The 12682-nt window shown below is 69.9% G+C and carries 11 protein-coding genes; 5 read left to right on the top strand and 6 right to left on the bottom strand.

What is annotated here, in order from left to right:
- Positions 1-22: 22 nt before the first annotated feature.
- The 3 genes from E1287_RS27145 (at position 23) to E1287_RS27135 (ending at position 3860) form a co-directional block, all read left to right on the top strand.
- Positions 23-529 (top strand): regulatory protein RecX, encoded by a 507-nt coding sequence (locus tag E1287_RS27145; protein WP_131967906.1) that lies wholly within the window; start codon positions 23-25, stop codon positions 527-529.
- A gap of 353 nt (positions 530-882) precedes the next feature.
- Positions 883-2454: a ribonuclease Y gene (gene rny / locus E1287_RS27140; protein WP_131967905.1), complete on the top strand. Its 1572-nt coding sequence runs from the start codon at positions 883-885 to the stop codon at positions 2452-2454.
- 170 nt (positions 2455-2624) lie between these two features.
- On the top strand, positions 2625-3860 hold the full coding sequence (locus E1287_RS27135; protein WP_131967904.1) for a glycerophosphodiester phosphodiesterase family protein: 1236 nt from the start codon (positions 2625-2627) through the stop codon (positions 3858-3860).
- 7 nt (positions 3861-3867) lie between these two features.
- Here the strand turns inward: E1287_RS27135 and E1287_RS27130 are convergent, their stop codons facing one another.
- From E1287_RS27130 to E1287_RS27110, 5 genes are all read right to left on the bottom strand, one after another.
- The gene (locus tag E1287_RS27130; protein WP_131967903.1) at positions 3868-5961 is read right to left on the bottom strand and encodes a prolyl oligopeptidase family serine peptidase; all 2094 of its coding nucleotides are present in this window, start codon (positions 5959-5961) and stop codon (positions 3868-3870) included.
- 248 nt (positions 5962-6209) lie between these two features.
- Positions 6210-7193, bottom strand: a complete 984-nt coding sequence (locus E1287_RS27125; protein WP_131967902.1) for an amino acid ABC transporter permease — start codon at positions 7191-7193, stop codon at positions 6210-6212.
- Entirely contained in the window at positions 7190-7873 is a 684-nt protein-coding gene (locus E1287_RS27120) for an amino acid ABC transporter permease (RefSeq protein ID WP_131967901.1), read from the bottom strand. Before E1287_RS27120 ends, E1287_RS27125 begins: the two co-directional genes overlap by 4 nt.
- Before the next feature lie 161 nt (positions 7874-8034).
- Positions 8035-8904 (bottom strand): glutamate ABC transporter substrate-binding protein, encoded by an 870-nt coding sequence (locus E1287_RS27115; RefSeq protein ID WP_131967900.1) that lies wholly within the window; start codon positions 8902-8904, stop codon positions 8035-8037.
- A 22-nt stretch (positions 8905-8926) separates the two neighbouring features.
- Entirely contained in the window at positions 8927-9649 is a 723-nt protein-coding gene (locus E1287_RS27110; protein WP_243719467.1) for an amino acid ABC transporter ATP-binding protein, read from the bottom strand.
- 294 nt (positions 9650-9943) lie between these two features.
- Here E1287_RS27110 and miaB point away from each other — a divergent pair, with 294 nt between their 5' ends.
- Together miaB and E1287_RS27100 are read left to right on the top strand one after the other, a co-directional pair.
- Positions 9944-11485 (top strand): tRNA (N6-isopentenyl adenosine(37)-C2)-methylthiotransferase MiaB, encoded by a 1542-nt coding sequence (miaB, locus tag E1287_RS27105; protein ID WP_243719466.1) that lies wholly within the window; start codon positions 9944-9946, stop codon positions 11483-11485.
- 53 nt (positions 11486-11538) lie between these two features.
- The gene (locus E1287_RS27100; RefSeq protein ID WP_131967897.1) at positions 11539-12354 is read left to right on the top strand and encodes a hypothetical protein; all 816 of its coding nucleotides are present in this window, start codon (positions 11539-11541) and stop codon (positions 12352-12354) included.
- 17 nt (positions 12355-12371) lie between these two features.
- On the opposite strand, the gene E1287_RS27095 is transcribed toward E1287_RS27100, so the two are convergent.
- A complete protein-coding gene (locus E1287_RS27095) occupies positions 12372-12602 on the bottom strand; it encodes an antitoxin (RefSeq protein WP_131967896.1) in 231 nt (76 codons plus the stop codon).
- Between the last annotated feature and the right edge of the window lie 80 nt (positions 12603-12682).

Below are 12682 nucleotides of genomic sequence, written 5' to 3'. Positions count from 1 at the left end.
GGCTGGTGGTGGGAAGGGTGGTGTGGATCCTGAGGGGGCGGCGCGGGAGGTTTGTCTTCGCTTGTTGTCGGGGGCGCCGCGTACGCGGGCGCAGCTTGCGGATGCGTTGCGGCGTAAGGACATTCCCGATGACGTCGCCGAGCGGGTACTCGGGCGGTTCAGCGACGTGGGCCTCATCGATGACGAGGCGTTCGCGCAGGCATGGGTCCAGTCCAGGCATACCGGCCGCGGCCTCGCCAAACGCGCCTTGGCGGCCGAGCTCCGCCGGCGCGGCGTCGCCGATGAGACCGTCAAAGACGCCGTCGAAGCGCTGGACCCCGCGCAGGAAGAACAGACCGCCCGTGCCCTCGTCGTTCGGAAGCTCGCGTCGACGGTGGGGGTCGAGCCCACCAAACGCATGCGCCGCCTCGTGGGCATGCTCGCCCGCAAGGGTTACTCGCCCGGCCTCTCCTACCGGATCGTGAGAGAGGCATTGGCCGAAGAGGGGACCGACCCGGAAGCGCTCCCCGACGACCCGCCCCTCGACTGACCAGAGGAGTGTCGGCAATTGGCACAGTCAGGAACGTGGTAAGGGAGGACTCACGTTGACGTTCGGTTAGTCCGGAATGCCCCGCGTTTGCTTGCTCATTACCTCCATGCCGCTTACCGTTACGGCAGTGAGGAGTTACTCCGCGTCTCGCGGATTGTCATACGACCGAGCACGTTCCAGCAGCTGAGAGGCATACAGGACACGTTCGTCGACCGGATTCGGCCTGGTCATCGGCGGCGCGCCGTGCGCGGCCCGGCGATGGCGCGTATCCGGACGTCCGCTGGACGCGAGTAAATCCTCGCTAGGCAGGGTCCCGACTCCGGACGGACCCGCGGCGAGGAAGGATCTGCCTCATGGAGAGCGTCCTGCTGGGTGCAGCGCTGCTGGTGGCCCTGGTCGCTCTCGTGATCGTCGTCCTGTGGCGTCCGGGCATGCCCGGCAAGGCCGCGGCGGAGATGGCCCGGGCGCGGAGCGAAAGCGACGAGATCAAGGCGCAGGCCGAGCAGAACGCCAAGGCCGTCCTGGAGCAGGCCGAGCGGGAGGCGCAGCGGATCGCGTCGGAGGCGCGCGCGGAGGTCGAGGAGGAGGGCCGGTCCCTCCGCGACGACCTGCGCACCGTCCGGGAGGATCTCGAACGCCGGGAGGCGCGGCTCGCGGAGCGGGAGCAGCGCCTGGACGGTGAGGTGCGGCGGCTCGAGGAGTGGTCCGGGCGCCTCGCCGAGGCGAAGAAGGCGCTCGAGGCCCGCAAGGAGGAGCTCGCCGGCGTCGAGGAGGAGCGGCGCAAGATCCTGGAACGCGCGGCCGGGCTCACCGCCGAGCAGGCGAAGGCCGAACTGGTCACGGCGGTCGAGAACCAGGCGAAACGGGAGTCCATCCCGATCGTCCGGGAGATCGAGAACACGGCGCGGGCGGAGGGCGAGAAGCGCGCCCGCAAGATCGTGACGCTGGCGATCCAGCGGGTCGCGAGCGAGCAGACCGCCGAGTCGGTCGTCTCGGTGCTGCACCTGCCGAGCGACGAGATGAAAGGCCGCATCATCGGGCGCGAGGGCCGCAACATCCGCGCGTTCGAGACCACGACCGGCGTGAACCTGATCATCGACGACACGCCGGAGGCGGTGCTGCTGAGCTGCTTCGACCCGGTGCGGCGCGAGGTCGGGCGGCTGACGCTGGAGAAGCTCGTCCTGGACGGGCGGATCCACCCGCAGCGCATCGAGGAGATCTACGAGCGCAGCAAGAGCGACGTGGAGCAGCTGTGCGTGCGCGCCGGCGAGGACGCGCTCGTCGAGGTCGGCATCGCCGACATGCACCCCGAGCTCATCGCCCTCCTCGGCCAGCTGCGGTACCGGACGTCCTACGGGCAGAACGTGCTGAAACACCTGATCGAGTCCGCGCACATCGCGGGGATCATGGCGAGCGAGCTGCGGCTGCCGGTGGAGATCGCGAAGCGGTGCACGCTGCTGCACGACATCGGCAAGGCGCTGACCCACGAGGTCGAGGGCAGCCACGCGCTGATCGGCGCCGAGATCGCGCGCCGGTACGGCGAGCACGAGGACGTCGTGCACGCCATCGAGGCGCACCACAACGAGGTCGAGGTCCGGACGGTCGAGGCGGTCCTGACCCAGGCCGCCGACGCGATCAGCGGCAGCCGCCCCGGAGCGCGCCGGGAGTCGCTGGAGGCGTACGTCAAGCGCCTCGAACGGCTGGAGCAGATCGCGCGCGACAAGCACGAGGGCGTCGAGAAGGTCTTCGCCATGCAGGCAGGACGAGAGATCCGCGTGATGGTCAAGCCCGACTCCGTCGACGACATCCAGGCGCAGGTCATCGCCCGCGACATCGCCAAGCAGGTCGAGGACGAACTGACGTATCCGGGCCAGATCCGCGTCACCGTCGTCCGCGAATCCCGCGCCATCGAATTCGCCCGCTGATCCCCAACGCCGCGCCCGCAACCCCGCTCCCAGTGCCGATTCGTGCGCGTGGGGCTGGGCTCGCTGGTGTTTGCGAGCGGACGACAGTTGGGGGGATGTTCAGCGTCAGGACGGGTTCTTGACAGGCGAGGCCGTGATGATCAGGTCGTCCACCTGCGGAAGGATGATTTGTGAACAGGGTCTCCATGTTTGCCGGCGGTGCCGTCGTGGCCGCCGCCCTCGCCGTCGCCGGTAGCGCTCAGGCCTCTCCGGAGCGCGCCGGTGGGAAGCGGGGCGATGCCGTGGTCGTCGGTCACCGGGGTTCGCCGGGGCAGGCGCCGGAGGAGACGCTCGCCTCCTACCGCAACGCGCTCCGGGACGGGTCGGACGTGCTCGAAGGCGACGTCCAGCTCACCTCGGACAAGCGGCTCGTCCTCCTGCACGACGACACGCTCGCCAGGACGACGGACGTGGAGGAGGTCTACCCCGACCGGGCGCCGTGGACGGTCGGGCAGTTCACGCTGGCCGAGATCAAGCGGCTGGACGCCGGGTCATGGTTCGACTCGCGGTATGCGGGCCAGCGCGTCCCGACGCTGAAGGAACTCCTGGCGGTCGCCGGGCACCGGACGGGCCTCAGCCTGGAAATGAAGGCGCCCGCGAACAGCCCCGGTGTGGCGACCCTGCTCGCCAAGGAACTGAACGCGGCCCGGCTCACGGACGGGGCCAAGCTGCCGTCGGGCGCCTACCGTGTGCAGGTCCACTCCCGTGACCAGGCGGCGCTCAAGGAGTTCCACGCGTCCGCGCCGAAGGTGCAGCTCTCCTACCTGACGGGCGGGAAGATGCTCGGCGACGGCGAACTCGCCGAACTGGCGGGCTGGACGATCGCGGTCTACGCGCACCCCCGGGTGACCAGCGCGGCCGACATCGGACGGGCGCGGGCCAAGGGCCTGAAGGTGATCAGCGATCCGGTGGACAGTCCCGCCGAGATCGCGATGGCGGTGCATCAGGGCTATGACTGGGTCACGTCGAACTTTCCCGCCACGGTGGAGCGGGTCCTGCAGCGCAGGGCACCGTTCCCGGCGGCGAACGGCGTCGTCGTGGACAGCGTCTTCCCCAACCCGAGCGGCGACGACGTCCAGCCGGAGAACAGCGAGCATGTGGTGCTGCGCAACACCACGTCCCGGCCGGTCGACGTGAGCGGCGGCTACCTGCGCGACCAGGCGGGCAACCTGATGAGGATCGGCCGCGGGTACGTGGTCGGGCCTGGCAGCCTGCTGCGCGTGCACGTCGGGCCGGGGACGAACCGTCCCGACGCCTACTACAACGGCCTCACGACGGGATTCCTGAACAACACCTCCGGCGACACGGTGTCGTTCTTCGCGGCCGACCACTCCCTGCTCGACATCGGCTCCTACATCGTCCCGTGACGGCCGGCTAGCCGACGGTCAGGTCGATGGGGAGGACGCCGCGGGGCTCGAAGCCGAGGGTCTGGCCGTAGAACGCCAGCTCCGACTCCAGGCAGCGGATGACGGTGTCGGCGCGCCGGAAGCCGTGCGACTCGCCCTCGAACGTCAGGAACGCGTACGGCATCTTCTTCGCCGCGAGCGCCACCGCGAAGCGCTCGGACTGGTCCGGCGGCACCACCGGATCGTTCAGGCCCTGCAGGAGCAGGACGGGGCACGCCGTCTTGTCGGCATGGTTCAGCGGCGACCGCTCCTCGTAGGCGCGCTCGAAGCCGGGCAGCGGGCCGATCAGCCCGAACAGGTATCGCGACTCGAAGTCGTGCGTGGCCTTGACGAAGCTCTGCAGGTCGCTGATCCCGTAGTAGGACGTAGCGGCCTTGAACATGTCCGTCTGGGTGATGGTGGAGAGCGTCGTCCAGCCGCCCGCCGAGCCGCCGCGGATGGCGAGGCGGGCCGGGTCGGCGATCCCGCCGTCCACGAGGGCCCGCGCGGCGGCGACGGCGTCCTCGACGTCCACGATGCCCCACTGGCGGCGCAGCCGTTCACGGTAGGCGCGGCCGTAACCGGTGGACCCGCCGTAGTTGACGTCGATGACGCCGATACCGCGGCTGGTGAAGAACGCCCGCTCCAGGTCGAGCACCGTGGAGACGCGGCCGGTCGGCCCGCCGTGCACGAACACGACGTAGGGCGGCAGCTCGCCCTCCGGCGCCACCGCCTCCGGGTTGGTCGGCGGGTAGATGTAGGCGTGGACGGGACGTCCGAACGGGCCGTCCAGGCGCTCGGCACGCGGCCTGGACAGGTACGCGACGTCGGGCAGCTCGGCCAGTTCCCTGCGCAGCCCCTCGACGCGTCCGGTGGTGGTGTCGACCCGGACGACGGACGTCGGCAGGTCGGGACCGCCCGCGATGCCGACGATCGTCGTCCCGTCCGTGGACAGCTGCGTCTGCCAGTGCTCGTACGGGACCTCCAGGTCGACGAGCTCCAGCGTCTCGGGATCGTAGACGCCGAGCCGCAGGTTCCCCTCGCCGTGCAGGACGGCGAGACGGCCGTCGCCGAGCAGGGCGTAGGGCATGCCGCCGAGCTGCCACAGCGGCCCGGCGAACTCCTCCTCCGCCGGGTACAGCGCCTGCGGCGACTCACCGTGCAGGCCGACCTGGTAGATGTTCCACCAGCCCGGCCAGTCGGAGATGACGTACAGGGACTGGTCGTCGCGCCACACCGGCGCGAGCGCCGACTCGGTGAGCCCGCCCTTGACCGTGCGGGGCGCGACCGTCGCGCCGTCCTCGATCGCCGCCACGCGCACTTCGGTGCCGTCCCACGGCATGCGCGGGTGGTTCCACTGCACCCAGGCCAGGTGGCCGCCGCTCGGGGACGGCGAGGGGGAGGCGTAGAAGTCGGCGCCCGTGACCAGCTCGCGGATGGCGCCCGCGTCCTCGGCGGCCCTGCCGTCCAGGGGGACCGCGACGATCGCTCGCCTGATGCCCAGGGTGGCGGGCTTGTCGTCCGCGCCGCCCTGCGACCCCGCGCCCTCCGCCGTCCCAGAATCGCTCGCGCTCGTGTCCGCGCCCGCATCCGTGCCTGCGCCTGCGGTTTCCGGCGTTTCCTGGGGGGCGGCGATGTGGCCCTCGCAGACGCACCAGATCTCCGTCCGGTCAGGGGACAGCACGAAGTCGGCGTACCGCAGCCCCGCCGGGACGGCCGGCTCCGGAGTCAGCGGATACGGCTTCGGGTCGCCCTCGTCGAGCCGGTGGAGCCGCTGGTCCTCGTAGTTGGCGAACACGATCGACAGGCCGCCGCCCTCACCGCGCACCGTCAGGTACGACCGCCCGCCGTACTCGTGGACGCGCGTACGCGCGTCCCACGGCGCCTGCAGCAGTTCGGTGCGGTGACCGCCCTTGAGATGGATGACCGTTGTCCGCCCGCCCTCCTCGGGCCGCGTCTCCTGCCACCAGACGTCGTTGCCCGCGACGGTGGGAAAGCTGAGGCGCAGCCGGGCGCGGGCGACGTCGGCCGCGGAGATGGGGGAAGGCCAGGAGCCGTAAGGGAGGGTCGCACGAGCGGTCATACCAGGAATCGTCCCGCATACGGGGACGGGTTGGGGCCATGACGGGCCGTTTGAACTCGGAAAGATACCTGCAGGCCACCAGGCGACCCACCGGAAACACCGGTGTCCGCGGCCTGCTCGTCCTGAACGTCCATCGGAGCCCCGTATACCGCGGAGCGACGCCGCCGAAACAGCGAGGGGCGCCACCGGAATCGGCGGCGCCCCTCACGGAGGAAACACGGCTCGGCCCAAGAGGTCTCAGGCCCTGACTAGATCGACTGCTGAGTCACCCCCACCCCCGCGACGGGCGGTGGGCCGCCCGCCTTGAGGGTCTTGGCGGACGTCTTGCGGCTGCGGCGGCTGCGGGCCTCCAGCCAGGTCGCGACCCGGCTCAGCGACATGTTGATCGCGATGTAGATGATCGCGACGACGATGCCCGCCTGGAGCACGTTGTTGTGGTAGTTGGCGGGGACCTGCTTGAACCCGGCCTGCAGGAACTCGCCGTAGGCGATGATGAAGCCGAGCGCCGTGTCCTTGAGCAGGACGACGATCTGGCTCACGATCGCCGGCATCATCACCGTGACGGCCTGCGGCAGCAGGACGAGCCGCATCACGCCGTTCTTGCGCAGCCCGACGGAGTAGGCCGCCTCCGACTGCCCCTTCGGGATCGACAGGACGCCCGCGCGCACCACCTCGGCGAGCACGGAGCCGTTGTACATCGTCAGGCCGAACACGACCGCGGCGAACGCGGGGACGGTGACGACGCCGGCGTTGCTCTCCACCCCGAAGATCGAGAAGAAGTAGTCCACCGACAGCCGCTGCGCCTGCCCGAGCGGCGACTCGGCGATCTCCGGGCTGATCTTGTTCGGGACGAAGAACGCCAGGAAGATCAGGATCAGCAGCGGGATGCCGCGGAAGAACTCGACGACGGCCCCGGCGGGGATCCTGATCCACCAGTGGTCCGACAGCCTGGCCAGCCCGAACACCGCGCCGAACAGCAGCGCCAGGACGGTCGCGAGGGCGGCCGCCTTCAACGTGTTCAGCAGGCCGGGCAGGAGCAGGTGGCGCCAGACCGTCCACTCGGTGAACGGCGTCCAGAGCTTCTCCTCGAACTGGCCCTTGTCGTACAGGCGCCAGACCAGCAAGGCGAAGATGGCGGCGAACACCACGGACATGACGACGGTCAGCATCATGTTCCGCGCGCGCGCCCGCGGACCGGGGACGTCGAAGAGTACGGACGCTCCCTTGCTCATCGCGCCACCGCCATCCGCTTCGCGAGCCAGCCGAAGAAGTATCCGGTCGGCAGGGTGAGGATCAGGAAGCCCACGGCCACGCCGAGGAACAGCGGGATGACACCGCTCGCGAACGACGGCTTGTCCACGATCGTCTTGGTGACCAGCGCGACCTCGGCGAAGCTCGCCGCGGCCGCCACGGTGGTGTTCTTGATCATCGCGATGAGGACGCTGCCCATCGGCGCGATGATCGACCGGAACGCCTGCGGCAGGATGATCACGCGGAGCGACTGGAAGAAGGTCAGGCCGATCGAGCGCGCCGCCTCCGCCTGGCCCAGCGGGACGGTGTTGATCCCCGCCCGGAGCGTCTCGCAGACGAACGCCCCGGTGTACGCCGAGAGGCCGAGGACCGCCCACCAGTAGTACGTCGTGGACGAGTTGTCGGAGAACTTCAGCGAGAGGATGTCGTTGAGGCCCAGGCTGCACATCAGCAGCACCAGGGTGAGGGGCGTGTTCCGCACGATGTTGACGTAGCTCGTGCCGAAGCCGCGCAGCACGGGGACGGGGGAGACCCGGAAGCTCGCCAGGACCGTGCCGATGATCAGAGAGAGCACCGCGGCGGCGGCCGCAAGGCGGATCGTCGCCCAGAACCCGTCGAGGATCTCGCCGAAGTTGTCGAAGAACGGGCCGAAATCAAACATTGCTCAGATGTCTCATGGCGTTCCAGCACTGTCAGGCCAGGCCGGCGCGTCCCCGGGAAACGTCTCGCGGGGACGCGCCGGCGTGACGGGCGTCACGCGTGGCGGGCGGCGGGCACGACCGGCGGCCGGGCCCGGCCCGCGGGTCGGACGCGGCCCGCTGATCAGGCGCAGCCCTCCATCTGCGGGGCGGTCGTGACGAGCTGCAGCCCTGCGCCGGAGAAGTGCTTGTCCAGCATGGTCTTGGCGGTGCCGTCGGAGTACATCTGGGTGATGGCCTTGTTGACGGCCTCGCAGGTCTCGGTGTCGCCCTTCTTGATGCCGACGCCGTACTTCTCGTCGGTGAAGGGGTCGTTGATGACCTTGAAGGAGCCCTTCTGCTGGGTGGCGAACCCGGCGATGATCAGGTCGTCGGTGCTGACCGCGTCGAGCGCGCCGGCCTTCAGCTTGCTCACGCACTCGGAGTAGCTGCTGGCGTCCACGAGGGTGACGCCCTTGATGTTGAGCTTGCCGTCCGGCGGGCCCTCGGTGATGCGGCGGAAGGAGTTCGATCCGGCCGCCTTGCAGAGCTTCTTGCCCTTGAGGTCCTTCGCCGTCTTGATGTCGTTGTTGTCGGCGCTGACCAGTGTGTCCTGGTGGGCCACGTAGTAGGGGCCGCCGAAGGTCACCTGGGCCTTGCGCGCCTCCGTGATGGAGTACGTGGCGAAGATCAGGTCGACCTGCCCGCCGCCGATGAACGCCTCGCGGTTCGCCGAGGTCGTCTCCTTGAACGTGATGCCGTTCTCCGGGACGCCGAGCTGCTTGGCGACGTACTTGGCGACGTCGACGTCGAAGCCGTCGAAGGTTCCGTCCGGCTTCTTCAGGCCCAGCCCAGGCTGGTCGAACTTGATGCCGATGGTCAGTTTCTTATCGTCCTTGGCCTTCTGGACGACGGTCTTGGCCTCGGTCTTCTCCGTGTCGCTGCCACACGCACCGAGCGCCAGTGACAGCGCCATCCCCGCCCCGATCAGGGCGCCGAAACGACGTACTCGCATTTCTCGTCCTACCTCTGCTCTCTCAGTGCGTGAGGATCTTGGAAAGGAAGTCCTTGGCGCGCTCGGTGCGCGCGTTGGTGAAGAACTCGTCGGGAGTGTTCTCCTCCACGATCTGCCCGTCCGCCATGAACACGACCTTCTGGGCCGCCCTCCGCGCGAAGCCCATCTCGTGCGTGACGACGATCATCGTCATGCCCTCGCGGGCCAGGCCGGTCATGACGTCGAGGACCTCGTTGACCATCTCCGGGTCCAGCGCCGAGGTGGGCTCGTCGAAGAGCATCACCTTGGGCCGCATCGCCAGGGAGCGCGCTATCGCGGCCCGCTGCTGCTGGCCGCCCGACAGCTGGGCGGGGTACTTGTGGGCCTGGTTGGCGATGCCGACCCGGTCCAGCAGCTCCATCGCGTGCTTCTCGGACTCCTGCTTCCCCTGCTTGCGGACCTTGATCGGCCCGAGCGTGACGTTGTCCAGGATCGTCTTGTGCGCGAACAGGTTGAACGACTGGAACACCATGCCCACGTCGGCGCGGAGCTTCGCCAGCTCCTTGCCCTCCTTCGGCAGCTCCTTGCCGTCCAGGAGGATCGTCCCGTCGTCGATGGGCTCCAACCGGTTGATGGCCCGGCACAGGGTGGACTTCCCGCCGCCGGACGGGCCGATGACGACGACGACCTCGCCGGGGTCGACGGTGAGGTTGATGTCCTTGAGGACGTGCAGCTCGCCGAAGTGCTTGTTGACGTTCTCGACCACGACGAGAGGCCGGTCACCCGAGGCGGCCGGCTCGGTGGGCTCCTCCGGCCCGTCCTTGGTGAGGTCGGGCCCGCCTTCGCTGTCGGTCATGCGCTCGGACTTTACGTCATCGGCAGCGGCGCGAAAGTCGCCGCGCGGTACCGATACGATCACGAATACCCATGTCGGACGGGGGTCCGCGGTGGCGCTGCGTGATCATCGGTGCTGGTCGGACGTGCGGGGTGACCGGGGCGATTACCGATTCCGTGATGTCGCGTCAGGCCCGTACCCTTGGTAACCGTCATGAGTGCGCCAATGGAGACGGCTCCCCGTACGTACGAGATCCGTACCTACGGATGCCAGATGAACGTCCACGACTCCGAGCGGCTGTCCGGGCTCCTGGAGTCTGCCGGTTACGTGCGCGCCGGGGACGCCGAACCCGACGTCGTCGTGTTCAACACGTGCGCGGTGCGGGAGAACGCCGACAACCGGCTCTACGGCAACCTGGGGCATCTGCGTCCCGTCAAGGACGGTCATCCCGGCATGCAGATCGCCGTCGGCGGCTGCCTCGCGCAGAAGGACCGCGACACCATCGTCAAGCGCGCCCCCTGGGTGGACGTGGTGTTCGGCACCCACAACATCGGGTCGCTGCCCGCGCTGCTGGAGCGGGCCCGCGTCCAGGACGAGGCGCGGGTCGAGATCGAAGAGTCGCTGGTGACGTTCCCCTCGACGTTGCCCACGCGCCGGGAGTCTCCGTACGCGGCGTGGGTGTCGATCTCCGTCGGCTGCAACAACACGTGCACGTTCTGCATCGTCCCGGCGCTGCGCGGCAAGGAGAAGGACCGCCGTCCCGGTGAGATCCTCGCCGAGGTCGAGGCGCTGGTCGCCGACGGCGTCCTGGAGATCACGCTGCTGGGCCAGAACGTCAACGCCTACGGCTCGGGGTTCGGGGCCCTGGCGGACGCGCCGGACGAGGTTCGTTCGATGACGTCCGGCGGGCAGTCCGCTTTCGCGGGGCTGCTGCGGGCGTGCGGCGGCGTCGAGGGGCTGGAGCGCGTCCGGTTCACCTCGCCGCACCCCAAGGACTTCACCGACGACGTCATCGCCGCCATGGCCGAGACGCCGAACGTGATGCCGTCGCTGCACATGCCGCTGCAGTCCGGGTCGGACGCCGTGCTGCGCGCGATGCGCCGCTCGTACCGGCAGGAGCGCTACCTCGGCATCATCGAGAAGGTCCGGGCCGCGATCCCGGACGCGGCGATCACGACCGACATCATCGTGGGCTTCCCCGGCGAGACCGATGCCGACTTCGAGGAGACGCTGCACGTGGTGCGGGAGGCGCGGTTCGCGTCGGCGTTCACGTTCCAGTACTCCAAGCGTCCCGGCACCCCGGCCGCGACCATGGACGGCCAGCTGCCGAAGGAGGTCGTCCAGGAGCGGTACGAGCGGCTCGTCGCCGCCCAGGAGGAGATCTCCTGGGCGGAGAACAAGAAGCAGCTCGGCCGCACGCTGGAGGTCCTGGTCGCCGAGGGCGAGGGCCGCAAGGACCAGGCGACGCGACGGCTGTCGGGCCGCGCGGCCGACAACCGGCTGGTGCACTTCAGCGCGCCGGACGAGCCGGTCCGCCCCGGCGACATGGTCGCCGTCGAGGTCACCTACGCGGCGCCGCACCACCTGGTCGCCGACAAGCCGGTGCTGGACGTCCGCCGGACGCGCGCCGGCGACGCCTGGGAGGCGCGCCAGGGGCAGGGCGAGCCCGCGAAGGGCGTTTCGCTCGGAATGCCGTCCATCGGGCGTCCGGCGGAGCTTCCGCGCGTGGCCGACTCGCCCGCGACGGGCTGCTCGACCCGCCTCTGACCTCGGGCATGATCGGGGGTGTTCCCCGTTGAGGCCCGGTTCCAGGAGGCAGCGTGCTCGTATCGGCCGCGGTGTGCCCGCATCCGCCCATCCTCGTGCCCGCGATGGCGGGGGAGGCGGCGCCGGAGCTCGACGCGCTGCGCGCCGCGTGCGATGAGGCCGTCCGGCCGCTGCTGGGCGGGGACGCGCTGATCGTGGTGGGCGGGGCGCCGGAGACGCGCCGATACGGGCCGGACGCCTACGCGACGCTCCAGCCGTACGGCCTCGCCTGGACCAGCCCCGACGATCCCAAGGACGGAACCGAGGCCCTGCCGCTCTCCCTCAGCATGGGGCGCTGGCTCCTCGACCGGCAGAGCGCAGGCGGTGAGGTCCGCTATCGGGGCGACGTTCGATATCAGGCGGTCGCGTTCGATGCCTCGCCGGCGGAGTGCCTGGCCCTTGGACGCGACCTCGCGGAGTCGTCCGGACGGGTCGCGCTGCTGGTGATGGGCGACGGGTCGGCGTGCCGTTCGGAGAAGGCGCCCGGATACCTCGACGAGCGCGCGGGTCCTTACGACGAGGCGGTGGCGCGGGCTCTCGGGGACGCCGACGCCGACGTCCTCGCCGCGCTGGACCCGGAACTCTCCCGGGAGGTCCAGGCGGCAGGGCGCGCGGCGTGGCAGGTGCTCGCCGGCGCCCACGGCCTCGGCCCGGGCTCGGCCCCCGCGGATGCGGACCGCGCAGGTGCGGACCGCGCGGATGCGGCCCGCATGGATGCGGCCCGCGCCGATGAAGGCGGCGCGGGCCGGTTCACGGGGCGTCTCCTCGCCGACGAAGCGCCGTACGGAGTGGGCTACTTCGTGGCGGGCTGGTCACATGCGCGTCGGTAGGGCTGACCGTCGTCGGGCTAGCCGCCCTCGTGGTGGCCGCGCTGCTCGCCGCCTGGCTGACCGCCCTGCTGGCCGCCTTCGACGCTGCGGTCGATCTGCTCGCCGGCCTTGTCCTGGGCCTTGTCGATCTTGTCGGAGTACTTGCCGCCCGTGCGCTCGTCGATCTTGTCCCCGGTCTTCTCCACGCCCTCGCGGGCCTTGTCGGAGTGCTGCCCGAGCATCTGCTTGACCTTGTCGACGATGGACATTGGAAAATCCCCCCGGATCCCTCGTCTCGTCGGCGGCGGCGCGCGAATCCGCGCGACACCCGTACAACCCGGCTATACCC

This window comes from Actinomadura sp. KC06 (assembly GCF_004348735.1).
GTDB lineage: Bacteria > Actinomycetota > Actinomycetes > Streptosporangiales > Streptosporangiaceae > Spirillospora.
The sequence above is the reverse complement of the archived record's forward strand: the minus strand, read 5'-3'. Positions and strand labels throughout refer to the sequence as shown.

What these genes read in the sequence shown, in the direction of transcription:
- rny (WP_131967905.1), top strand. Translation starts at nt 883, where the DNA reads ATGGAGAGCGTCCTGCTGGGTGCAGCGCTGCTGGTGGCCCTGGTCGCT.
- E1287_RS27130 (WP_131967903.1), bottom strand. Translation starts at nt 5,961, where the DNA reads ATGACCGCTCGTGCGACCCTCCCTTACGGCTCCTGGCCTTCCCCCATC.
- E1287_RS27125 (WP_131967902.1), bottom strand. Translation starts at nt 7,193, where the DNA reads ATGAGCAAGGGAGCGTCCGTACTCTTCGACGTCCCCGGTCCGCGGGCG.
- E1287_RS27120 (WP_131967901.1), bottom strand. Translation starts at nt 7,873, where the DNA reads ATGTTTGATTTCGGCCCGTTCTTCGACAACTTCGGCGAGATCCTCGAC.
- E1287_RS27115 (WP_131967900.1), bottom strand. Translation starts at nt 8,904, where the DNA reads ATGCGAGTACGTCGTTTCGGCGCCCTGATCGGGGCGGGGATGGCGCTG.
- miaB (WP_243719466.1), top strand. Translation starts at nt 9,944, where the DNA reads ATGGAGACGGCTCCCCGTACGTACGAGATCCGTACCTACGGATGCCAG.
- E1287_RS27095 (WP_131967896.1), bottom strand. Translation starts at nt 12,602, where the DNA reads ATGTCCATCGTCGACAAGGTCAAGCAGATGCTCGGGCAGCACTCCGAC.